This window comes from Arthrobacter sp. M71 S08 (genome assembly GCF_059089725.1).
On the sequence record NZ_JBNHEY010000006.1, the window covers coordinates 37,020 to 59,625 of the forward strand.

Below are 22,606 nucleotides of genomic sequence, written 5' to 3' on the forward strand. Positions count from 1 at the left end.
GCAGGAGAGCAATGTTCTCGAAGATTTTGGTAGCCAACCGAGGCGAGATCGCCATTCGCGCGATGAGGGCGGGTTATGAAACCGGCGCAAAGACCGTCGCGGTATTTCCTCATGAGGACCGCAATTCAATTCACCGGCAGAAGGCTGACGAAGCCTACCTCATTGGTGAGGAAGGCCACCCGGTCCGTGCGTACCTCGATGTGGAGGAGATCGTCCGGGTAGCCAAGGAAGCGGGCTGCGATGCCATCTACCCGGGCTATGGTTTCCTGTCCGAGAACCCGAATCTGGCACGCGCAGCGGCCGACGCGGGCATTACCTTCGTGGGTCCGCCGGCTGAGGTGCTGGAACTGGCTGGTAACAAGGTCCGTGCGCTGGAAGCCGCGCAGAAGGCGGGCATCCCTGTCCTGAAGTCCTCCCAGCCGAGCTCGGACCTTGAGGAACTCGTCGCCGCAGCGGATGAGATCGGATTCCCCATCTTCGCCAAGGCGGTAGCCGGCGGCGGTGGCCGAGGCATGCGCCGGGTGGATAACCGCGAAAACCTGCGTGAAGCGCTCGAATCAGCGATGCGCGAGGCAGATTCGGCGTTCGGAGATCCGACCATGTTCCTCGAGCAGGCTGTGCTGCGCCCGCGTCATATCGAGGTACAGATCCTCGCTGACGCCGAGGGCAATGTCATGCACCTCTTTGAGCGGGACTGCTCCCTGCAGCGCCGCCACCAGAAGGTCATTGAGATCGCGCCGGCGCCGAACCTGGACGAGAACATCCGGCAGGCGCTGTACCGTGACGCCGTTGCGTTCGCGAAGGCACTGAACTACGTCAACGCGGGAACCGTTGAATTCCTCGTCGATACCGTCGGTGAGCGCGCCGGACAGCACGTTTTCATTGAGATGAATCCCCGCATCCAGGTTGAGCACACCGTAACGGAAGAGGTTACAGACGTAGACCTCGTCCAGTCCCAGCTGCGCATCGCGGCGGGGGAGACGCTGGCTGACCTCGGTCTGTCCCAGGAGAGCGTGCGGTTGCGGGGTGCCGCCCTGCAGAGCAGGATCACCACCGAAGACCCTGCCAACGGGTTCCGTCCCGACGTCGGGAAAATCACCGCGTACCGGTCGGCCGGCGGCGCGGGCGTTCGGCTCGACGGCGGCACCGTGTATGCGGGCGCCGAAATCAGCCCCCACTTCGACTCCATGCTGGTCAAACTCACCTGCCGCGGTCGTGATTATGAGTCCGCTGTACGCCGTGCACGGCGTGCGTTGGCCGAGTTCCGTGTGCGTGGCGTATCCACCAACATTTCCTTCCTGCAGTCGGTCCTTGACGATCCGGCGTTCATTGCCGGTGATGTGGCCACCTCGTTCATTGACGAGCGGCCGGAACTGCTGACCGCGCGGGTCCCGGCTGACCGCGGAACCAAGCTTCTGAACTGGCTGGCCGATGTCACGGTCAACAAGCCCAACGGTGAGCTCACCGTTGAGCTTGATCCGGCGGAGAAGCTGCCGAAGGTTGTCGGGATGGAGCAGCGGCCGGGAACCCGCCAGCGCCTCCAGGAGCTCGGCCCGGAGGGTTTCGCGGCCGAGCTGCGCGCCCAGACCGCCCTTGCGGTCACAGACACCACCTTCCGCGACGCGCACCAGTCACTGCTGGCCACCCGCGTACGCACCCGTGACCTCGTCGCGGCGGGCAAGGCGGTCTCCGCGAAGATGCCGCAACTCCTGTCGGTCGAAGCCTGGGGCGGCGCAACGTACGACGTCGCACTCCGCTTCCTGGGCGAGGACCCATGGGAGCGGCTCGCCGTCCTTCGCGCCGAGATGCCGAACATCTGTCTGCAGATGCTGCTCCGCGGCCGCAACACCGTTGGCTACACGCCCTACCCGGAAGCGGTCACCAAAGCCTTCGTGGAGGAAGCCGCAGCCACCGGCATTGACATCTTCCGTATCTTCGATGCGCTCAACGACGTCTCACAGATGGAACCGGCCATCCGCGCCGTTCGGGAAACGGGAACCGCGGTTGCCGAGGTGGCCCTGTGCTACACCTCCGACATGCTCGACCCTGAGGAAAAGCTCTACACCCTCGATTACTACCTGGACCTGGCGCAGCGCATCGTCGACGCCGGAGCCCACATCCTCGCAATCAAGGACATGGCAGGGCTGCTGCGCCCCGCTGCTGCCGCGAAGCTTGTCACGGCCCTGCGCGAGCGTTTCGACCTGCCGGTCCACCTGCACACCCACGACACCGCAGGCGGTCAGCTGGCCACTCTGCTGGCGGCCTCCAACGCGGGAGTCGACGCCGTCGACGTCGCCAGCGCCTCGCTCGCCGGAACCACCAGCCAGCCCTCCGCTTCAGCGCTGGTCGCCGCGCTTGCGCACACCGAACGCGACACCGGCATGTCGCTGGAGGATGTCAGCTCCCTCGAGCCCTACTGGGAAGCCGTCCGCCGCGTCTACGCACCGTTCGAGTCGGGCCTTCCCGGACCGACGGGCCGGGTCTACCGTCATGAAATCCCGGGAGGCCAGCTCTCCAACCTCCGCCAGCAGGCCATCGCCCTTGGCCTCGGCGAGCGGTTCGAGGCCGTGGAGGACATGTACACGGCCGCTGACCGCATGCTTGGTCGGCTCGTGAAGGTCACCCCGTCCTCGAAGGTCGTCGGCGACCTTGCGCTTCAGCTTGTTGGTTCCAACGTGGACCCGAAGGCATTCGAGGAGAACCCGCAGAAGTACGACATTCCGGACTCCGTCATCGGCTTCCTCAGCGGTGAACTCGGGGACCCGCCCGGAGGCTGGCCGGAACCGTTCCGGACCAAGGCGCTTCAGGGCCGCACCGTCAAGGTCCGCGACGCCGATCTGAGCGCCGAGGACCAGCAGGCACTGGATGGGGACTCTGCAACCCGCCGCGCCACGCTGAACCGGCTCCTGTTCGCCGGGCCCACCAAGGACTTCCAGACCACCCGCAACACTTTCGGTGACGTGTCGGTGCTGGACACCCGCGACTACCTCTACGGACTGCAGCAGGGTGGCGAGCACGTCATCCAGCTTGAAAAGGGCGTCCGGCTCATCGCCACGCTCGAAGCCGTGTCCGACGCCGACGAGAAGGGCATGCGCACCGTGATGTGCACCCTGAACGGGCAGATGCGTCCTGTCGTCGTGCGTGACCGCAGCGTCCACACCGATGTCAAGGCCGCTGAGAAGGCAGATCCCACCCAGCCCGGCCATGTGGCCGCCCCGTTCGCCGGGGCAGTGAGCCTCGGCGTGGCCGAGGGAGACACCGTCAAGGCCGGTGACACCGTGGCAACCATCGAAGCGATGAAGATGGAAGCCGGCATCACCACCACTGTCGGCGGCACAGTCAAGCGGCTCGCGATCGGTGCGGTCGAACAGGTGCAGGGCGGAGACCTTCTGTTGGTGATCGACCCCGCCTGACCTGTGACTGCGCTGAGACGGTGCCTGCGCTAAGGTGATGCAGAATCAACCTGCAGCACCTGTTGCGGGCGTTACCCTAGCGTGAGGAATCATGGCCAACGAGAAAGTGCCGGCAGGACAGTCCACGGAGGAGAGCCCTGCTCCGCGGGAACCCGGCGAGACCGTGAATGACCAGGACCACCCTGAAACTGGGAGGGCTAACAGCGAAGTGGCGACTCAAGCCGACACGGATACGGGGGAGGAAGCCGCTGAGGAGTACACGTTGAGCTCCGAGGACGACGACGCGGAGCCGGGTAGCGCTGGTACACCCGGCCCCGCTGTGCCTCAGGCCGCGGTGCCCGAGCGCTTGCCGCACATGGGAATCACCCCCGCCACGGAGGGGCAGTTCCCGGGACAGCACCCCACTGATCCTGCAGACCTAACACTGGCCGACAGCGACATCCGGATTTCCGACGATGAGGATGGGACCGGGTGGATGCCCTCGGGCGGGCCCGCCAACGAGGTGCCACCGGTACCCCAGGCCGTTACTCCGGCGGTTACTGACCGGAGCGCCCGCCGGGACAAGGGCGAAGGCCCGGAGCCGGCGTCGTCGTTAACGGCAGACCGGCTGTTGACTTCACAGCGGCGCGCGCCCATCAGCGGATGGCGCTTCTGGCTGTATAAGGCGAGTTTCGGGTACCTGAACCTGGGTGACTCGGACGCGGTGCGGATCCGTCGTGCACTCGAGCACCGGGTGAGCGTCCGGTTGGGGGAGCGGACCAGGTACGTCCCAGTGCTCTCCCGCAAGGGCGGTGTCGGCAAGACGACTGTGACGACCCTGCTCGGGATGGCGCTGGCCGAGATCCGCGAGGACCGGATCATCGCAATGGATGCGAATCCCGACCGGGGAACGCTCTCGGACCGTTCACCCGGTAAAGCGGAGTTCACGGCACGCCAGCTGGTGCAGAACCGGTTCATGGTGGATTCCTTCGCCCAACTGTCGAGCTATGTTGCGCGCGAGGGCTCGCGCCTGCATGTCCTCGCTTCTGACACCGATCCGACGGTGGCCCAGGCCTTCGACGACGCCGACTACCGCGCCGTCACCGACATCCTCGGCCGGTACTACTCCATCGTGCTTACTGATTCCGGCACCGGCATGGTGCACTCGGTGATGAAGGGCACCCTGGAGAAAGCCGACGCCGTCGTGCTCGTTTCGGGCGGGAGCGTTGATGAGGCGCGACTGGCATCCGAAACACTCTCATGGCTCGAAGCGCATGGTCAGCATGAGCTTGTGGAGAAGGCGATCGTAGTGGTCAATATGTCGTCGGGGAACCGCACCGAGGTCAACGTCGAAGAGATCGAGGAACACTTCAGGTCCCGGGTCGGCACCGTGGTGCGCATTCCGTATGACCGCCACCTCGCCGAAGGTTCCCGGGTGGAACTCTCCAAGCTGCAGCCCCGAACGCGCGACGCCGTGGTTGAGCTCGCAGCGCTTGTCGTGGATCAGCTGCACTGATTCGTGGTTCACTACGACCTGGCGATTATCGGTTCCGGCTCCGGGAACACGATCATCACGCCCGAGTGGCAGGCGAAAAAGATTGCCGTCATTGAAGGCGGGACCTTCGGCGGAACCTGCCTGAACGTGGGATGCATCCCCACAAAGATGCTCGTCTACCCGGCAGACCTTGCACGCGCTGCCGAGGACGCGGGTCGGCTGGGTGTCGACCTGCGGCACACCGCGACGCGCTGGAAAGACCTGAGGGACCGAATTTTCACCCGCGTCGACAGCATCTCCGAGGCTGGACGGGTGTACCGCGCGGACGAACTGGACCATGTGGACCTCTTCGAGGAGGACGTCCACTTCACCGAGGACCGCACCCTGGTCACCGGATCCGGTGCGGTGATCACGGCCGATCAGGTGGTCATATCGGCCGGCTCCCGCCCAGCGGTACCGGGCATCCCGGGGCTGGACCTCCCGCAGATCCACACCTCCGACACAGTCATGAGACTGGAGGAACAGCCCGCGCGCATGCTGATCATCGGCGGCGGATACATCGCAGCCGAGTTCGCGCACATCTTCTCCTCCCTCGGTACCGAGGTGACCCTCGCCGTGCGATCGGGACACATGCTGCGCTCCCTCGACGACACCGTCTCCGAACGTTTCACGGACAGTGCACGGTCGCAGTGGAATGTACTGACCAGGCACCAGGTGGGCCGGGTGCACAGTAACGCCGACGGGTCGGTGACGGCCCTGCTGACTGGTCCGGATGGGGCTGAAGTGGCCGTGGAGGCCGACGTCGTGCTGGTTGCGACGGGACGTACTCCGAACAGCGACCGTGTGGGAGCTTCGGACGTCGGTTTCGATCGGACCGGCGACGGCCGGATTGCGGTTGATGCCTTCCAGCGGGTGCTGCGGCAGGGTGATCCTGTCCCGGGTGTCTGGGCGCTCGGGGACATCTCGAGCCCTTTCCAGCTCAAGCACGTGGCGAACCATGAGGCACGGGTGGTCTCTCACAACCTGCTCCACCCCGAAGCTCTGCACGCCAGCGACCACCGGTATGTCCCGGCGGCCGTGTTCACCCACCCACAGATCGCAACGGTCGGTCTCACTGAGGAACAGGCACTGGAACGGGCGGAAAAGACAGGTTCGCGCCTTGCGGTTGCAGTTCAGCAGTATGGGTCAACGGCGTATGGCTGGGCAATGGAGGACGCAACCGGGATTGTGAAGGTCATCGCTGAAGCGGACACGGGCACTATTCTCGGCGCACACATCATGGGCCATGAAGCCTCGAACCTTATCCAGCCGATTGTCCAGGCGATGCACTTCGGCCTGGACGCCTTCACCATGGCCCGGGGCCAGTACTGGATACACCCGGCGCTGACCGAGGTGGTGGAGAACGCCCTGCTTTCGCTGAAGGCGCCCTCCACCTGAGGTTATCCCGCCGGCTGTGTGCGGGGCTGCGAGTAGATCTCCTCTACCACGCTGGAGTAGTCCTTGAGCACCTGCGCGCGCTTGATCTTCATCGACGGCGTGAGATGGCCGCTTGCCTCGGTGAAGTCCTGCTCAACGATGCGGAAGACCTTGATTGCTTCAGCCTGCGAAACCGACTCGTTAGCCGAATCCACGAGCGCCTGGATCTCCGCCTCAACCGCGGGGTGGCGGGCTGCTTCAGCCATGGTGGTTTCAGCCGGAAGGTCGTGCCGCTCGAGCCACCCGGGCAGAGCCTCCTCATCGAGGGTGATCAGCGCTGAGATGTACGGCCGCTGGTCTCCAACAACGACGCACTGCGACACGAGCGCGTTGGCACGGATTGTGTCCTCAAGCTGTGCAGGAATGACGTTCTTCCCGCCGGCGGTCACAATTATTTCCTTCTTGCGGCCGGTGATGCTCAGGAATCCGTCCTCGTCGAGCTGCCCGATGTCGCCGGTGTGGAACCAGCCGTCGGTGAAGGCTTCCTCCGTGAGGTCGGGACGCTTGAAGTAGCCCTTCAGGACGGAGACGCCCTTGGCGAGGATTTCGCCGTCGTCCGCGATCTTGACCGCGTTGCCGGGCAGGGGAGCGCCCACCGTGCCGATCTTGATCTTCTGCGGTGTGTTCACCGAAATAGGCGCGGTGGTCTCGGTCAACCCGTAACCCTCGAGCACCATCAGGCCGATGCCGTGGAAGAAATGGCCCAGCCGGTCGCCCAGCGGTGCGCCACCGGACACTGCGTGCTGCACCCTGCCGCCCATTGCGGTTCGGATCTTGCCGTAGAGCAGCTTATCGAACACGGCGTGCTTGACCTTCAGACCGAGGCCTACCTTGCCGGCCTGGTCCGCCTTGGACCAGGCGATCGCAACGTCCGCACCGGCATGGAAGATCTTGCCCTTGCCGCTGTCCTCGGCCTTGAGCATCGAGTTGTTGTAGACCTTTTCGAACACGCGCGGCACGGCCAGGATGAAGCTCGGCTTGTAGCTCTGCAGGTCCGGAAGCAGGTTCTTCACATCAGGCGTGTGCGCAACCGTGGCACCTGCCGCGACGCACAGTACAGAGATGAATCGCGCGAAGACGTGCGCCAGGGGAAGGAACATGATGGTCTGCGCGCCCTCGTGGGCAACCTCGGGCAGCGACGCAGCGGCGTTTTCGGACAGTTCCACGAAGTTGCCGTGCGTGAGTTCGCAGCCCTTCGGCTTTCCCGTGGTCCCCGAGGTGTAGATGATGGTCGCGACATCGTCAAGGTTCGCGATCAGGCGACGCTCCTCGAGCGCTGCATCGTCGATATCGGTTCCTGCTGCCCGAAGCGTGTCCAACCCGCCGCCGTCGAACTGCCAGACCTCCCGGAAGGCATCCAGGTTCTCGGAAGCGACCGCCTGGCGGACGACATTTTCGTGCCGGCCGGATTCAACGAACGCTGCGAGGGCGCCTGAGTCACCGAGGATCCAGGCGACCTGCGACGGAGAGGAGGTCTCATACACCGGCACGGACACGGCGCCCGCAAACCAGATGGCGAAATCCACCAGCGCCCACTCGTAACGGGTGCGCGCCATGATGGCCACTCGATCGCCGGGTCCCACACCGTTCGCCATCAGACCCTTGGCGATTTTGCGAACATCGGAAAGAAATTCCGTGGCGCGGATATCGGACCATTGCCCTGAGGCATCCTTGGTGGCAAACAGGGCAGGATTACTGGCTTTCTCGGCCTGCTTCACCACCAGGTGAGTGGTGTTACTGTCCCGAGGGACCTGCACTTTGACCGGAACGCTGTTTTCGCGCACGGGAATCTCCTTTGATATTCGTCACATCCTGCGAGATTTTTCTAGCCTATAGCTTTTCCGGTCGCTCTTACTCTCCAGTAATGTACGAAACGGTAACGGTGAACCGTTGCTTTCAGCGCGGCGCAGTCCCAGAACGACGGCGGGAGGCCGGCATCCATGCAGGTGGAACCAGAAGAGGGCGCTACAGCAGGCGGATTTCGCCACGGCGCCGGGAACCGTCGGCCCCTCCGCGCGCAGCAGGCGGCGAGTTCCCGGTACGCTGCCCGGCCTCGTCGTGCACGTGGGCTCGCGATCGGGATAGATATCGGCGGGACGAAAGTGGCGGCCGGAGTTGTCGACCCGGACGGCACGATTGTCGCCTCGGCCCGGCGGGAGACACCCGGGCAAAATGCGCGGGCGGTGGAATCGGTCATCGTTGACCTCGTGCGCGAGCTCGGGCGAGGTCGCCGTATCCGCTCGGTGGGAATCGGTGCGGCGGGATGGATGGACCTGGACAACGGGACCGTGCTCTTCAGCCCCCATCTTGCGTGGCGCAACGAACCCCTGAGAGCCAACCTCGAGGCAACCCTGCGCCGGCGCGTTACCGTCCTCAACGATGCCGACGCCGCTGCCTGGGCCGAATGGCGTTTTGGGGCAGGGCGGGGTGAGCCGCGGCTCGTGCTCATCACACTGGGCACCGGAATAGGCGGCGCGATGATCATGGACGGGGTGCTTGAACGTGGCCGCCATGGCGTGGCGGGGGAGTTCGGGCACCAAATCATCGTTCCCAACGGGCATCGGTGCGAATGCGGCAACCGCGGATGCTGGGAGCAGTATGCCTCGGGCAACGCGCTCGGACGCGAAGCCCGGGAACTGGCCACAGCCAACTCGCCTGTGGCACAGACGCTGTTGCAGGAGGTGGGCGGTGACGTTGACGCGATCACCGGCGCGGTGGTCACGCGCCTGGCCCTCCAGGGTGACCCGGTGTGCCGGGAACTGATTGACGACGTCGGGCAGTGGCTCGGACTCGGCCTCGCGAACCTTGGAGCGGCACTGGACCCCGGGACCTTCGTCATCGGCGGCGGACTCGGGGCGGCCGGACAACTCCTGATCGACCCGGCGCGGCGTGCCTTTGAACGGAACCTGACCGGACGCGGCTTCCGGCCCGCGGCGAGAATCACCTCCGCTGCGCTGGGTCCGGATGCAGGGCTCGTCGGTGCGGCGGACCTTTCGCGTATCCGGTACCGACCGCTGTTGGGCAGACCGTACGGCACCTTGTCGTCAGGCCGATTCAGCGAACGGCGCTGAGCCGCCGGCAGGAAGTCAGACTTCCGCGCCGTCGTCGCCGTAATCGCGTGTCTTCGGGAGACGGAAAATCAGGAAGGTCACGCTCGCGATGAAGATGGCGACAATGCCCAGCATTACTGTGGTGGACGCCGCGCGCCAGAACATCGCGATCAGCAGCAGCACGACGGGACCACCTGCCGCTCCCAGCCAGGCAAGCACCACGAGCGGATCACCCACCCCCAGCGGGGGAGGCTCGGGAGGCTCGTAGACCTCGTCATCCTCGTCCTCGGGTGCTGAGTAGTCTCGTGGGCCTGCGGAAACCTGTGCGGGTTGGCCCTCGAAAATGGCTCGCACCCGTTCCTCGTCCGAGGACGCAGGGTCGGATGACTGCCGCTCGGCCAGTTCGCTGCTGGGCGTTTCTTCCAGACGTGCGACGAGGTCCCGCCAAACGGCGTCGTCAGTGGACTCGTTGGGGTCCTGTGCTCGGGGACTCATGCGGTGGTTCCTGCCGTCACGTGCTCGATGAATGCTGCGGAGCGCTCGAAGATAAGCTCCTGGTCGTGGTCCATGGTGGCCACGTGATAACTGTTCTCCAACCGTATTATCTCCAAGTCTGCACTCCCTATGCGCCGCTGGAGAACTTCGAGGCTGCTCTCCGGCACGATCCGGTCGGTATTTGAACGGAACACCAGCGTGGGCGCCGTGACCTGCGGGAGGCGGTCGGTGGTATCACGGAAGAGCTGTACAAGCTGGTGGACGGCCGCAACCGGCGTGCGGGTGTAGGCCCGCTCGTCCATGCCCTCTTTACGGATGTCATTGCCGATCGCCGGCACAGACTTGAGCAGATACTTCAATACGCCCACATAGCGGGCGCGAGGATCAGCCATGGTGAGACCCGGATTGACGACGACGACGCCGGCCACCGGTTCCAGCGCGGCGAGCCGAAGAGCAAGCGCACCGCCCATCGACAGCCCTGCCATTACCACCGCGTCCGTGTCACGGGCGAGCTCCTGGTAGGCGGTTTCGACTCCCGTGTACCAGTGCTGCCACGGCGTCCTCGCTAGCTCCTGCCATGTGGTGCCGTGACCTGCAAGCAACGGCAGCCGCACCGCGAAACCCTGGTCCGCGAGGTACCGCGCCCACTCGATCATGCTTGCCGGCGAGCCGGTGAAGCCATGACTGAGGACCACACCAACCCGCGCGCGGCTACCCGAACCGTTGGAGGTGAACGCTGCAAGAGCGGGATCAGCCGTCATGGTTTCAATGGTGTCACCGCGTTCGGCACACTGCCAGTGAGATCCCGCACACCGTCCGCCCTTAGAGTAGTGTTCCAAGAAGCCCGTTAGCGGAACGCATGGTTTTTGCCTGTTTCCAGATAATCGGAACATCCACGCAGGAAGGCTGGCAGAGTGTTCTACTGGATCATGAAGCGGATCTTTATTGGTCCTCTTGTGAATCTCCTGTTCAGGCCGTGGGTCAAGGGCCTGGACAACATTCCGGCAACCGGTGCAGCTGTGATCGTGAGCAACCACCTGTCCTTCTCGGATTCCATATTTCTCCCCCTTGCTGTGCCGCGTCCCGTGGTTTTCCTCGCCAAATCGGAGTACTTCACCGGTAAGGGCCTGAAGGGAAAGTTGACCGCAACATTTTTCAGGCTCTCCAACCAGTTGCCCATGGACCGTTCCGGCGGTGCTGCTTCGGCAACCTCGCTCTCCGCGGGTGAAGCGGTTCTGAAGTCCGGCGGTGTGCTGGGCATCTACCCCGAGGGGACGCGAAGCCCCGACGGCCGGCTGTACCGCGGCAAAACCGGCGTGGCGAAACTGATTCTCGCAACCGGAGTGCCGGTCATTCCGGTAGCCATGATCGGCACTGACAAGGTGCAGCCCATCGGCAGGCGGATCCCGAACATCCGACGCGTCGGCATCATCGTCGGTGAGCCGATGGACTTCAGCCGCTACGCCGGAATGGGCGACGACCGCTTCGTCCAGCGCTCCGTGACCGATGAGATCATGTACGCGCTGATGAGGCTGTCCGGCCAGGAGTACGTGGATGTCTATGCCAGCAGCGTGAAGGAACGTCTGGCGGGTGCCAAGACGGCAGGCAAAAAGACAGGGAAAAAGGTCGAGCGGCCCGCTGATCCGACCCGTCAGGCTGCCGTTCGGCTGGGAGGTTCCATACCGGCGAATGCTGTACCGCCGTCATCGGACACATCCCTGCCCCCGAGCGTTGACAGTCCCTTGCCGGGCGAAGTCCGCACTGTCGGGCGTGAGCCGGTCGAAGCCGACGAGGATGGGGCGAGATCTCCTGCCCGCCCCAAAAAGTCCAGGGCGAAGCATGACGGCGATCCCAGCAGCCATGCTGTGTGACGCAACGGGCCGCTGAATGACAGAGGAGTCTGTCGTCGTCCTGTGGAGCCATTACGCTTAAGTGGTGACCGAAACAACCTTGACCTCCGCTCCCCATTCAGCAGTACCCGATCAGGGGCTGGACAACTGGCGGGAGCTGGCAATCTCGCAGCAGCCCAGCTGGCAGGATGCAGCGGTGCACCGGTCTGCTATGGCGGAGCTTTCGATGCTCCCGCCGTTGGTATTCGCCGGCGAGGTGGATGTGCTCCGCGAAAGGCTTGCTGCCGCCGCGCAGGGTAAGGCATTCCTCCTCCAGGGAGGCGACTGCGCAGAAACGTTCGACGGCGCCACTGCTGACAAGATCAGCGCCCGTGTGAAGACCATCCTGCAGATGGCGGTAGTGCTCACCTACGGTGCCTCCCTTCCCGTGATCAAGATGGGCCGCATGGCCGGCCAGTTTGCCAAGCCGCGCTCATCGAATGACGAAACGCGTGAAGGCGTGACACTGCCCGCGTACCGCGGTGACATGGTGAACGGGTATGAGTTCACTCCGGAAAGCCGTGGACACGACGCATCCCGGATGGTGCGCGCCTACCACACCTCCGCGTCCACGCTGAACCTCATCCGCGCGTTCACTCAGGGCGGTTTCGCGGATCTTCGCCTCGTCCATCACTGGAACAAGGGTTTCACGGCCAACCCGGCCCACTCACGCTACGAATCGCTTGCACGCGAGATCGACCGCGCTGTCCGTTTCATGGAAGCGTGCGGGGCAGACTTCGATGCCCTGACGCGCGTCGAGTTCTTCGCCAGCCACGAGGCGCTGCTGCTCGAGTACGAGCGCGCGCTGACGCGCACTGACTCGCGGACGGGCCTGCCTTACGACACCTCCGCACACTTCCTGTGGATCGGCGAGCGTACCCGTGACATCGACGGCGCCCACATCGATTTTCTTTCACGCGTCCGGAACCCGATCGGCGTGAAGCTCGGTCCGGGCACCTCGCCGGATGATGCCCTGGCCCTGATCGACAAGCTCGATCCGAACCGGGAGCCCGGGCGCCTGACATTCATTACCCGCATGGGTGCGAAGAACATCCGGGAAAAGCTGCCAAAGCTGGTATCGCGGGTGACCGACTCCGGTGCGCAGGTCCTCTGGGTGACTGACCCGATGCACGGTAATACCGTCACTTCTCCGAACGGGTACAAGACCCGTAATTTCGACGACGTCATGGACGAAGTGCGCGGATTCTTCGAGGTGCACAATGAATTGGGCACGTTCCCCGGTGGGCTTCACGTTGAAATGACCGGTGACGACGTCGCTGAGTGCCTCGGCGGAGCGGACCCGATCGATCAGGAAGCCTTCCTGGACCGCTATGAGTCAGTATGTGATCCCCGTCTGAACCACATGCAGTCACTGGAGATGGCCTTCCTCGTGGCCGGCGCGCTCTCACGGCGCTGAACGGGGTACACCGGTCGCTTCCGATGGCTGTCAGGTCACCGTGATGGTGACCGTTGACCCCTCGGGATGTTCGCCTGTCAGGTTCTGCCCGGCAATGAGTCCCAGCACGGGCCGTCCGAACGCGTAGTCGACTTCAACGGTGAAACCGGCCGCTTCCAGCTCGGCGATGGCCGATGTTTCCGGGTCGGAAAATACGTCCGGCACCGGAAGGATGCGAGGTCCGGCGGAGATGGTCAGTGTGACCGCCTCGTCCGGCCGCAGCTGCCCGTTTTCAGGGCTCTGCGCGAGGACTGACCCGGCTGGTACCTCGACGTCGTTGACCGGCTCGGGCGCAGTAATGGCAGTAAGCCCGGCAGCCTCCACTGCGCTGACAGCTTCGTCCTTAGGGAGCCCCAGGACCGGGGGAACCGTGACCGGCTCAGGGCCCTGTGAAACCACCAGGATTACGGGCGTCCCCGCCGGTACCGGTTCACCGACCGCAGGCGCAGTGGCGATGACTTCGCCTTCGGCGACGGAGTCGCTGAACTGGCGCGTTACCTCTTCCACATCAAAACCGGCTGCAACGAGAGTGGCCGCCGCTGTTGCCTCGGCAAGACCAGAAACCGCGGGTACAGCGAAAAGTTCAGGCCCGAGGGACACGAGTAACTGTATTTCCTCCCACGGCCGAACGGGAGTGGAGGCCCCGGGATCACTTGCGATGACAAGTCCCTCGGCGACGGAATCGGAGTGAATCTGTTCTGCGCTCGACGATAGTCCGACCTGCGTGAGGAGTGCCTCCGCGGAGCTCACCGGTCTGCTGGAGACATCCGGAACAGCCACGAGGGCACCCGGTCCCACGCCGAAGAACCAGCCGGCCGCGGCGGCCAGAAGGGCAAGGAGGGTCAGAAGGATGATGAGGAGAGCATTCCGGCGGCGCCCGTTCCCTGGCCGCAGGGTCTTTTCCGGCCGCTGCGCAGCCTTTGCCTGCTCTTTCCGGTAAGTCTTGAAATCCCGGGCTGCGAGTTTCTCGCGTGCGGCGGCGTCCAGTTGCCGCTCCGGCATCGATCCCGCAACCGGGGTGGAGCGAAGAACGGCGGTGGGGTTGGAACCGATGCCCAGCGCGGTGGTGGGGGAACCCCGGTCACCGATGACCTCCGTTGGATGGGGGTGCGTTCCCGCTGCCTCCGTGTCAGGGAAGGGCGTGGCGATCACTTCCGTGGGGCCGCCGCCGTCGTCGTCGGATGAGTTTGAGCGTGTGCTGCCGGCAGGCGTGGGGAGCTGGTGTTCGCGGCCGAAGTCGAGCTCGGCGTCACTGAGCGTGGTGCGGATATGGCGCACTTCGCCAAGAAGCGCGTTTCCGTCTATGGGGCGTTCTTCCGGATCGACGGCGGTGCACCAGAGCACCAGTTCATCGAGATCTTCGGCCAGTCCCGGCACAACGGTGGAGGGCGCCGGGACCCGTGAGTTAACGTGCTGGAATGCAATCTGTATGGGTGCTTCGCCGTGGTACGGCTGCGTACCAGTGAGGAGTTCGAACAGCATGATGCCGACCGAGTAGATATCACTGCGGGCGTCCGCGGCCTCACCCGTCACCAGTTCCGGGGGCAGATACGCGGCCGTACCCACCAGCGTGCCGGTATTGGTTCCGACGGAGGCTGCACGCGCCAGCCCGAAATCGGCGATCTTGATCCTCCCCCGTTCGGCGAGCAGCACATTCTCGGGCTTCACGTCCCGGTGGATAAGCCCGGCGTCATGCGCCGCACCCAATCCCTCGATCACTGGATCGAGCATGGCGAGTGCCTGACGCGGCGTCAGGCGACCACGTTCGCTCAGGAGATCGCGGAGCGTCTTGCCGGGTACATATTCCATGACCAGATAGGCGACTCCGTGGTCGGTCCCATCCTCCACGCCCTGATCCAACACCCCTACGACATGGGGGTGGGAGAGCCTTGCGGCGGACTTGGCCTCGCGCTCGAACCGTTCCAGGAAACGCTGGTCCTCAGCAAGATGCGGGTAGAGCACCTTGAGCGCGACATCCCGTTCAAGCCGCTGGTCGGTTGCGAGGTAAACGGTCGACATGCCGCCGCGCGCCAACCGCGAACGAACGTGGTAACGCCCGTCCACAACGGTGTCCACCAGTGAGTCTTTCGGCCGCTCGCGCACCCTTCGATACTAAGTGAAACAGCGGCCGACCCCCGCACCAACACAGGTCGGTGGGGCATCGGCCGCTGTTCAGGCGCAGCGAGGACGGTGCGTTTAGCGGAAGTTCTTCTGGTGCGCTTTGATAGCTGCGACGTAGTTCTTGGTATCTGCGAACATGCCGTGCGTCTTCACGGAGTACTGACCCTGATAGTAGGACGCGATGGCCGTGTCAAGGTTGGGGCTTGATTGGATGAGAGCCTTGATGATCGCGACACCTGCGGTTGCATTGTCATAGGGGTCAAGCAGGTTCAGCTTCCGGCCCACAAGCTCGGAGGCCCACTGACCGGACATCGGAATGACCTGCATGGCACCGATCGCATTGGCCGGAGAGACCGCCCGCTGGTTGAATCCCGATTCCTGGTAGGAGAACGCGAGCGCCAGGCTTGGATCAACTCCCATCTTGCGCGCAGTGTCCGCGACGATCGCCTTCATCTCCGCCTGTGAAGGTGCCGGCAGGTTGTTCAGCGTGTGCTTGTTTTTGTTGGCTTCAGCCACCACTGCATCGGGGTACGTGTAGTGCAGGAAGGTCGATGGTACGAGGTCGGCAGGCTTCTTCTCCGACGTCGCCTTCGACCCGCCGGGAATGGTGAGCTTCTTGCCGGGATAAATGATCGTGCTTGCGGTGAGTTTGTTGGCGGAGAGCAGCGCATTGAGGCTGACGCCGTGCCTGGCCGCAATAGCACCCAGTGTGTCGCCCGCCTTGATGGTGTACGTGCCCCCGGCCGACGGGGTGGACGGCTTCGGTGCCGCGGGTGTCTGGACGGCAGTGTTCGAACCGCCGCCCAGCTTGATCTTCTGGCCCGGGTAGATGACCGAGGTCATCGAGAACCCATTCGCCGAGAGGATGGACCCAAGATTCACCTTGTGGCGGGCGGCGATTCCCCCCAGAGTGTCGCCAGGCTTGACGACATACGTTGCCGACGAGGACGAGGACGAGGACGGGGTGGATGGTTTGGGTGCTGCGGGCTTAGGCGCCGGTGTTGTCGAAGAGCCCGAGAGCTTGATTTTCTGGCCGGGATAAATGATGGAAGACGTCGACAGTCCGTTAGCCTTCAGCACTGCTGAAAGGCTGATTCCATGGCGGGCTGCGATCGCTCCGAGCGTGTCACCGGACTTCACCGTGTACGTGGCGGACGACTGCTGCTTCGCGGGAGCAGCCTGCTTGGCCGGGGCAGCGCCGGACGCCGAACCGGAGAGCTTGATCTTCTGGCCGGGGTAGATGACCGAACTGGCCTTCAAACCATTTGCTGCTAGAACCGCGTTCATGTTCAGCCCGTGCCGTGCGGCGATGCCGCTGATGGTGTCACCTGCACGGACAACATACGTTGCAGGTGAGCTCTGCATGGGCACAACGCGGGGTATCTGCGTCGCCACCAGGGCGGCGGGGATGATGGTGGGGGTAGAAGCAGCGGCAGCCGGGATGGTCTTCAACGGCTGGTAGGCGGGATGGCTCGAGGCCGGCGCTGCCGCGGCGGGAGATGCCAGGGCAAGCGAGGAGAGTACGACGGCGGGGATTGCGGCAGAAGAGACCGCGATACCGATTCCGCGGTTCCTGAAAGGCTCTGTACGGGTGGCTGGCACGTTCAGCGGCGATGACGGGCGCTGGGCGGTCATTGTCTGTCCTCAATCTGTGTTGGCGGGCGTTCCCCGCGTGGCAGGGCAAGGAGCGCAGCAAATGCCGCCGTTATCCCCGAGACCCATGGTGCAGTTGATACACAAGTTGTTACTGTTACCTGTGTGACTCATGTGAATCTACACTATGAGTCGCTTACCATAACAGTTCGAAAAACCTCAGTATTTACGCAGGATTGGCGTGTCGGACGTGTGAGGGTCAGGGCAGCCGCTGAGTGGAGTTGGGGCCGGTAGGCATGGCACCCTTAAGGCGTGAATACACTGAAGAACCTCGTGGGCGATTGGCTCACCCTTCCCGACGTCGCGGAAGCGCTCGATCTGTCCATCACCAAGGTCCACGGGCTGATCAACGAGCGTTCCCTGGTGTCGGTGCGCGTCACTGATCGCGGGATCCGATCGGTGCCCGCTGAATTCATCACTGATGGGCGCGTGCTCGAAAGCCTCAAGGGAACCGTCGCTGTCCTTGGCGACTCAGGTTTTTCGGATGAAGAGATCATCCGCTGGCTCTTCACTGAAGACGAGTCCCTTCCCGGCCGGCCCATTGACGCGCTGAAGGCCGGGCGCAAGACCGAGATCCGCCGTCGTGCCCAAGCTATGGCGTGGTGACCGTACTTCCGTCAGGCAACCCGGGTGACCGCGGCATCGGCAAGGGTCGAGAGCGCCTCCCTGCAGTGTGAATCCAGGGAGAGCGATTCCAGGGCCTCATAGCTTGCGCGGGCACGTTCCGCGATGAGGTCTTCCACTTCATCGCGTGCACCCGTTGCATCGATGATGCTTCGCAGGTGCAGGACTTCGTCCTCGCTCAGTCCCTCACGCCCGAGACCCGCGTTGAGGGCGCTGTTCTGGCTTGTACTTCCGGCCTGGAGGGCCTTGGCAATCAGAACCGTGCGTTTGCCCTCCCGGAGATCGTCACCGGCAGGCTTCCCCGTGAGCACAGGATCGCCATAGACGCCCAGTAGATCGTCCCTCAGTTGGAAAGCCTCTCCCAGGGGTAGTGCGAAGGACGAATAGCCGGCGAGCGTCGACGGTGATGCGCCGGCGAGAGCGCCGCCGATGCACAGCGGGTGCTCCGTGGAGTACTTGGCTGACTTGAACCGCACGATGCTGAGCGCGCGCTGAGCCGCGTCGCGGGGCTCGCGATCCGGTCCAACCGCTTCCTCCAGCAGATCCAGATACTGGCCTGCCATGACTTCGGTGCGCATTCGGTTGAAGATGGCTCGTGCGCTGCTGATCCTTTCCGGTACCCCCGAGATGGAAGCAAATGCCTCTTCGCTGAGTGACAGGCACATGTCGCCGGCCAGAATCGCTGCGCCTGCCCCGAAGCGTTCCGCGTCGAGATGCCAGCTGCCTTCGTCATGGCGGCGCTCAAACTGTTTGTGCACGCTGGGCGCGCCCCGCCTGAGATCGGAGCGGTCGATGATGTCGTCATGCATCAGGGCAGCCGCCTGGAAGAGCTCCAATGACATTCCGGCAATGACGACGCCGGCGTCGTCCGTTGCTCCGCCAGCTCCCCGCCAGCCCCAATAGCACAGCAGGGGGCGCATCTTCTTGCCCCCGGCCACCAGTCGTTCTATCGCATCAACGAGCACTGCGCTGTCCGCGGACACTGTCTCGAGAACGGCGCGCTGGGTGGAAAGGAAGCTCCGGGTAGCTCCAGAGAGCGACTCACGGAAGTGATCCTGCTCATCCTGTACGTGGGTGGAAGGAGCAGCAATACCGTCAGTCATACGCCCAGTCTAGGCGTTCGCAACCGCCTCCTTCCGGAATGGCGGGCCGGGCTGGCCGCCGGTATTGACGGTGCCCGGCACTAGAATGGACAACATGTCCGTCCGTTCCGACCTCGCGGGAATCGAGGACGCGGACTGCACAATCCTCCACGTGGACATGGACGCCTTCTATGTATCGGTGGAGCTGCTGTCCCGACCGGACCTGCGCGGCAGGGCGGTGATCGCCGGCTCGCCTTCAGGCCGATCTGTTGTGCTGTCGGCTTCCTACGAGGCTCGGCGGTTTGGGGTCCGGTCGGCAATGCCCATGGCGACCGCCATGCGGCTCTGCCCCCACGCAGTGATCCTCGAACCGCATCATGACCGGTATGCCGAGGTGTCGGCCTCGGTCATGAGGATCTTCGGTACCATCACCCCACTTGTCGAACAGCTGAGCGTTGATGAAGCTTTCCTCGACGTCGCAGGGTCTCTGCGCCGCCTTGGATCCCCCAGGGCTATCGGTGAGCTGATCCGAACAACGATTCACCGTGAGCTCGGGATTACGGCCAGCGTGGGTATAGCCTCCACCAAGTTCGTGGCTAAGATCGCGTCCACGCGCGCCAAACCGGACGGGCTGTTACTGATCCCCGCCGCACGAACGGTTGAGTACCTGCACACCCTCCCCGTATCGGCACTCTGGGGAGTAGGCGCCAAGACCCAGGAAGTCCTCGCGCGGTTGGGAATAAGGACAGTTGAGGATGTTGCACGTACGCCCGTGGCGGTGCTGCAGCGGACACTGGGTGCAAGCGGTGCCCACGTCCACCGGCTGGCCTGGGGAAAGGACCCCCGTCCGGTCACAGTCAGCAGGCAGGAGAAGAGCATTGGTGCCGAGGAGACTTTCGCATCCGATGTCGCTGACGACGACACTCTTCATGCCGAGTTGCTTCGCCTTGCGCACCGCACGGCATTCCGACTGCGGTCAGCGCAGCTGCGCGCCGCCGGGGTGTCGCTGAAGCTTCGCTACGCGGACTTCTCTACGCTGACACGCTCGCGCCGCCTTCCCGAGCCGACTGACAGTGCTCATGCGCTGTACACGGCGGCGTGCCAGCTCCTGGAATCAGTGGGAGAGCGCCCGCTCAGCGTGCGTCTCATCGGAATCCGCGCAGAGCGCCTCGAGGGAGCAGCCGGCAGTTCGCATCAGCTGACGATCGACCGCCAGGACGACAACTGGCGCCTCGCAGAGCAGGCCCTCGACAAGGTGAACGTGAGATTCGGGGCGTCAATGGTCATGCCTGCCCGGTTGCTGAAGCCCCCGTCCGCCACGGGGGAGGGACACCAGTCGAAGCAGGCGTCGCAGGAGTGATATTCCGTAGCTGGCAGGGCCTCCGTTGCCTTACTGTGGCTTTCCCTAGGCCTCAATGCAAACTATCCTTATTAGTAGGGATTCGACCAGGTGTTGACCCGCCCAAATCAGCAAGCTGCAGCATATCCGCGGCGGCGGCAGCCGGGAACTAGTTCCCGGCTGAGTTCGTTGTTGGATTAACGGGATTCGGTATCAGTAGCAAGGAGGCAGTGATGGCACTCTCGGAGCACGAGCAGCGACTGCTTGATCAATTGGAACAACAGCTTCATGCCGACGATCCCAAGTTTGCACACTCCATGGCGTCGAGCAGTAACCGCTCAATGTCTACGCGTCGCATCGTGATCGGATCGCTTGTAACCATCGCGGGTCTCGCCGTGCTGCTTTTGGGAATCTGGAACCAGTTCATTCCTGTCGGAGTGCTTGGATTCCTCGTCATGGGCGCGGGTGTGTACTACGCCACCACTAAAACAAAGCTCGAAGGATCGACGTCAGGCTCCGGCAAAGCGACCAAGGCGTCCAGTCCGCCGCGCGGCGGTTTCCTCAGCACTCTCGAAGAAAAGTGGGACGAGCGTAAACGGGATCAACCCTAGCCCCCACTCCCTCCACTTTCCCCCACAGGGCCCGCCGAGAGGCGGGCCCTGTGGCCTTTAACGTGTGCACACGCGCTTTTCGGGTTGCGAAGGGTTCTGCGTGCTGAATTTTTCCTCCACCGCCCTCCACGCTCCTCATTCCGCTCCAGCGAGCCGCTTTCGATCGCGAAAGGGGAGCGGCGGGGACGGTTTCGCATTGACGGGGGAGGATTGTGGAGTAAAGTGGTGGATATAAGAGCGTAGTGGTTGCGCTTGGCCCTCCCCGAACAGACAGGCGGTGGCAGATGTTCCTCGGAACACACTCGCCACGGCTGGATGAGAAGGGGCGGTTGATCCTTCCGGCGAAGTTCCGAGACGAGCTGAGCGACGGTTTGGTTCTGACCAGGGGGCAGGAGCGCTGCATCTACGTTTTTAGTCAGCGGGAGTTCGAGAAGGTTCATGAGCAGATGCGTGAGGCGCCAATCTCATCGCGTCAGGCGCGGGACTACATTCGCGTTTTCCTGTCCGGCGCTTCAGACGAAGTGCCGGACAAGCAGGGAAGGGTGACCATTCCGCAGGCGCTGCGCACCTACGCGGGGCTGGATAGGGAGCTCGCAGTAATCGGAGCGGGAAGCCGTGCTGAGATCTGGGACGCAACCGCCTGGAATGACTATCTCGAAGAGAAGGAAACCGCCTTCTCCGAAACTGACGAAGATGCACTGCCGGGGATCATCTGACAGTGATTGCCAGCCACGAACGACAACGCAGCATTACTGAGTTGCCGGAGGATCTTGGATGAGACCTCCAGCCGCCCAGCGGACGACTACCTGACTCACCTTCCCCGGAGTCAGGCAGGCGGAGGCCAGGAGCGGATGGGGATCTGATCGAAGAACCAACACAACGTTCACACACAGGTGCAGCCTGAACGAGTCAGCAGGAAGGAGCGGGCGTATGGGGGAGGAGCGTCCCACCGAGGAACGGCACGTTCCCGTTCTGCTGGGTCGGTGCATCAATCTCCTCGCTCCCGCCATCGAAGCTGCCGGCGAGGGCGCCGTCGTCGTCGATGCCACCCTCGGCATGGGTGGCCATTCCGAAGCGCTGCTGCAACGGTTCAGCGGGCTCCACCTCGTGGGAATAGACCGCGACCAGCAGGCTCTGCGACTCGCCGGAGAGCGACTCGCACCGTATCAAAGCCGCACGGACCTCGTGCACGCCGTCTACGACGAAATTCCCTCGGTGCTCGAGGACCTCGGCATTGACCGGGTGCACGGTGTGCTCTTCGATCTGGGTGTTTCCTCCATGCAGCTTGATGAGCGTGAGCGCGGCTTCGCATATTCCTACGACGCGCCCCTCGACATGAGGATGGACACCAGCACGGGGCAGAGCGCCGCGGACGTCGTGAACACCTATTCCGAGGACGAGCTTCGGCGGATCATCCGGACCTGGGGCGAGGAGAAGTTCGCAGGACGCATCGCGTCGGCAATCACCTCTGCGCGGCAGGACAAACCGTTCACGACCACCGGCGAACTCGTCGACGTGATTCGCTCGGTAGTCCCCGCGGGTGCCGCCAGAACCGGGGGACACCCGGCGAAGCGCACTTTCCAGGCACTCCGTATCGAGGTCAACGAGGAACTCTCCGTGCTCACCCGCGCCATTCCGGCCGCACTGGACTCCATCGGCGTTCACGGGAGAGTGGTCGTGATGTCCTACCACTCCCTCGAGGACAAGATCGTGAAAGCGGCCTTCACGGCTGGAACGCGATCGTCTGCACCGGTCGGATTTCCCGTGGAGCTCGAAGAACACAAGCCATATCTCAAGACCCTCACCAAGGGCACCGAAGCTCCCACCGACCAGGAAACTGCCGACAACCCACGGGCCGCGTCGGCCAAGCTCCGGGCCGTGGAACGTACTAGAACCAGCACGACAGACAGGAACGCATGATGA

The 22,606-nt window shown here is 63.7% G+C and carries 17 protein-coding genes; 11 read left to right on the top strand and 6 right to left on the bottom strand.

What is annotated here, in order from left to right; translation table 11 throughout:
- Positions 1 to 11: 11 nt before the first annotated feature.
- The 3 genes from AC5RTB_RS12730 (at position 12) to AC5RTB_RS12740 (ending at position 6,324) form a co-directional block, all read left to right on the top strand.
- On the top strand, positions 12 to 3,413 hold the full coding sequence (locus AC5RTB_RS12730; protein WP_494061440.1) for a pyruvate carboxylase: 3,402 nt from the start codon (positions 12 to 14) through the stop codon (positions 3,411 to 3,413).
- A 91-nt stretch (positions 3,414 to 3,504) separates the two neighbouring features.
- Complete coding sequence (locus tag AC5RTB_RS12735) at positions 3,505 to 4,908, top strand: MinD/ParA family ATP-binding protein (RefSeq protein WP_494061441.1); 1,404 nt, start codon at positions 3,505 to 3,507, stop codon at positions 4,906 to 4,908.
- Between the two features lie 3 nt (positions 4,909 to 4,911).
- Positions 4,912 to 6,324, top strand: a complete 1,413-nt coding sequence (locus AC5RTB_RS12740) for a mycothione reductase (RefSeq protein ID WP_494061442.1) — start codon at positions 4,912 to 4,914, stop codon at positions 6,322 to 6,324.
- A 2-nt stretch (positions 6,325 to 6,326) separates the two neighbouring features.
- On the opposite strand, the gene AC5RTB_RS12745 is transcribed toward AC5RTB_RS12740, so the two are convergent.
- The gene (locus AC5RTB_RS12745) at positions 6,327 to 8,147 is read right to left on the bottom strand and encodes an AMP-dependent synthetase/ligase (RefSeq protein ID WP_494061443.1); all 1,821 of its coding nucleotides are present in this window, start codon (positions 8,145 to 8,147) and stop codon (positions 6,327 to 6,329) included.
- 156 nt (positions 8,148 to 8,303) lie between these two features.
- Between AC5RTB_RS12745 and AC5RTB_RS12750 the strand changes: the two genes are divergently transcribed.
- The gene (locus tag AC5RTB_RS12750) at positions 8,304 to 9,434 is read left to right on the top strand and encodes an ROK family glucokinase (protein ID WP_494061444.1); all 1,131 of its coding nucleotides are present in this window, start codon (positions 8,304 to 8,306) and stop codon (positions 9,432 to 9,434) included.
- Between the two features lie 15 nt (positions 9,435 to 9,449).
- Here AC5RTB_RS12750 and AC5RTB_RS12755 read toward each other — a convergent pair whose 3' ends face one another.
- Together AC5RTB_RS12755 and AC5RTB_RS12760 are read right to left on the bottom strand one after the other, a co-directional pair.
- Complete coding sequence (locus AC5RTB_RS12755) at positions 9,450 to 9,908, bottom strand: hypothetical protein (protein ID WP_494061445.1); 459 nt, start codon at positions 9,906 to 9,908, stop codon at positions 9,450 to 9,452.
- Entirely contained in the window at positions 9,905 to 10,669 is a 765-nt protein-coding gene (locus AC5RTB_RS12760; protein ID WP_494061446.1) for an alpha/beta hydrolase, read from the bottom strand. The genes AC5RTB_RS12755 and AC5RTB_RS12760 overlap by 4 nt, the downstream gene beginning before the upstream one ends.
- 153 nt (positions 10,670 to 10,822) lie before the next feature.
- Here AC5RTB_RS12760 and AC5RTB_RS12765 point away from each other — a divergent pair, with 153 nt between their 5' ends.
- Positions 10,823 to 11,779 carry a lysophospholipid acyltransferase family protein gene (locus tag AC5RTB_RS12765; RefSeq protein WP_494061447.1) on the top strand — a complete coding sequence of 319 codons (957 nt, stop codon included), beginning with the start codon at positions 10,823 to 10,825 and terminating at the stop codon, positions 11,777 to 11,779.
- A 64-nt stretch (positions 11,780 to 11,843) separates the two neighbouring features.
- Entirely contained in the window at positions 11,844 to 13,214 is a 1,371-nt protein-coding gene (locus tag AC5RTB_RS12770; protein ID WP_494061448.1) for a class II 3-deoxy-7-phosphoheptulonate synthase, read from the top strand.
- Positions 13,215 to 13,244: 30 nt separating this feature from the next.
- On the opposite strand, the gene pknB is transcribed toward AC5RTB_RS12770, so the two are convergent.
- Both pknB and AC5RTB_RS12780 read right to left on the bottom strand, forming a co-directional pair.
- Entirely contained in the window at positions 13,245 to 15,356 is a 2,112-nt protein-coding gene (gene pknB / locus AC5RTB_RS12775; protein ID WP_494061449.1) for a Stk1 family PASTA domain-containing Ser/Thr kinase, read from the bottom strand.
- Between the two features lie 93 nt (positions 15,357 to 15,449).
- The gene (locus tag AC5RTB_RS12780; protein ID WP_494061450.1) at positions 15,450 to 17,009 is read right to left on the bottom strand and encodes a LysM peptidoglycan-binding domain-containing protein; all 1,560 of its coding nucleotides are present in this window, start codon (positions 17,007 to 17,009) and stop codon (positions 15,450 to 15,452) included.
- Between the two features lie 291 nt (positions 17,010 to 17,300).
- Here AC5RTB_RS12780 and AC5RTB_RS12785 point away from each other — a divergent pair, with 291 nt between their 5' ends.
- Positions 17,301 to 17,633: an Rv2175c family DNA-binding protein gene (locus tag AC5RTB_RS12785; protein WP_494061565.1), complete on the top strand. Its 333-nt coding sequence runs from the start codon at positions 17,301 to 17,303 to the stop codon at positions 17,631 to 17,633.
- 11 nt (positions 17,634 to 17,644) lie between these two features.
- On the opposite strand, the gene AC5RTB_RS12790 is transcribed toward AC5RTB_RS12785, so the two are convergent.
- Positions 17,645 to 18,754, bottom strand: coding sequence for a polyprenyl synthetase family protein (locus AC5RTB_RS12790; RefSeq protein WP_494061451.1), 1,110 nt, complete (start codon positions 18,752 to 18,754; stop codon positions 17,645 to 17,647).
- A gap of 94 nt (positions 18,755 to 18,848) precedes the next feature.
- Here AC5RTB_RS12790 and dinB point away from each other — a divergent pair, with 94 nt between their 5' ends.
- From dinB to rsmH, 4 genes are all read left to right on the top strand, one after another.
- Complete coding sequence (gene dinB, locus AC5RTB_RS12795; RefSeq protein WP_494061452.1) at positions 18,849 to 20,093, top strand: DNA polymerase IV; 1,245 nt, start codon at positions 18,849 to 18,851, stop codon at positions 20,091 to 20,093.
- A 212-nt stretch (positions 20,094 to 20,305) separates the two neighbouring features.
- Positions 20,306 to 20,683 carry an SCO2097 family morphological protein gene (locus AC5RTB_RS12800; RefSeq protein WP_494061453.1) on the top strand — a complete coding sequence of 126 codons (378 nt, stop codon included), beginning with the start codon at positions 20,306 to 20,308 and terminating at the stop codon, positions 20,681 to 20,683.
- 284 nt (positions 20,684 to 20,967) lie between these two features.
- Entirely contained in the window at positions 20,968 to 21,399 is a 432-nt protein-coding gene (gene mraZ / locus AC5RTB_RS12805; protein WP_494061454.1) for a division/cell wall cluster transcriptional repressor MraZ, read from the top strand.
- 214 nt (positions 21,400 to 21,613) lie between these two features.
- Positions 21,614 to 22,603, top strand: a complete 990-nt coding sequence (gene rsmH / locus AC5RTB_RS12810; RefSeq protein ID WP_494061455.1) for a 16S rRNA (cytosine(1402)-N(4))-methyltransferase RsmH — start codon at positions 21,614 to 21,616, stop codon at positions 22,601 to 22,603.
- The last annotated feature ends 3 nt before the right edge of the window (positions 22,604 to 22,606 follow it).

Coding starts and splice junctions, on each gene's coding strand:
- AC5RTB_RS12730 (WP_494061440.1), top strand. CDS start 12: ATGTTCTCGAAGATTTTGGTAGCCAACCGAGGCGAGATCGCCATTCGC.
- AC5RTB_RS12735 (WP_494061441.1), top strand. CDS start 3,505: ATGGCCAACGAGAAAGTGCCGGCAGGACAGTCCACGGAGGAGAGCCCT.
- AC5RTB_RS12750 (WP_494061444.1), top strand. CDS start 8,304: ATGCAGGTGGAACCAGAAGAGGGCGCTACAGCAGGCGGATTTCGCCAC.
- AC5RTB_RS12755 (WP_494061445.1), bottom strand. CDS start 9,908: ATGAGTCCCCGAGCACAGGACCCCAACGAGTCCACTGACGACGCCGTT.
- AC5RTB_RS12760 (WP_494061446.1), bottom strand. CDS start 10,669: ATGACGGCTGATCCCGCTCTTGCAGCGTTCACCTCCAACGGTTCGGGT.
- AC5RTB_RS12780 (WP_494061450.1), bottom strand. CDS start 17,009: ATGACCGCCCAGCGCCCGTCATCGCCGCTGAACGTGCCAGCCACCCGT.
- AC5RTB_RS12790 (WP_494061451.1), bottom strand. CDS start 18,754: ATGACTGACGGTATTGCTGCTCCTTCCACCCACGTACAGGATGAGCAG.
- dinB (WP_494061452.1), top strand. CDS start 18,849: ATGTCCGTCCGTTCCGACCTCGCGGGAATCGAGGACGCGGACTGCACA.
- AC5RTB_RS12800 (WP_494061453.1), top strand. CDS start 20,306: ATGGCACTCTCGGAGCACGAGCAGCGACTGCTTGATCAATTGGAACAA.
- mraZ (WP_494061454.1), top strand. CDS start 20,968: ATGTTCCTCGGAACACACTCGCCACGGCTGGATGAGAAGGGGCGGTTG.
- rsmH (WP_494061455.1), top strand. CDS start 21,614: ATGGGGGAGGAGCGTCCCACCGAGGAACGGCACGTTCCCGTTCTGCTG.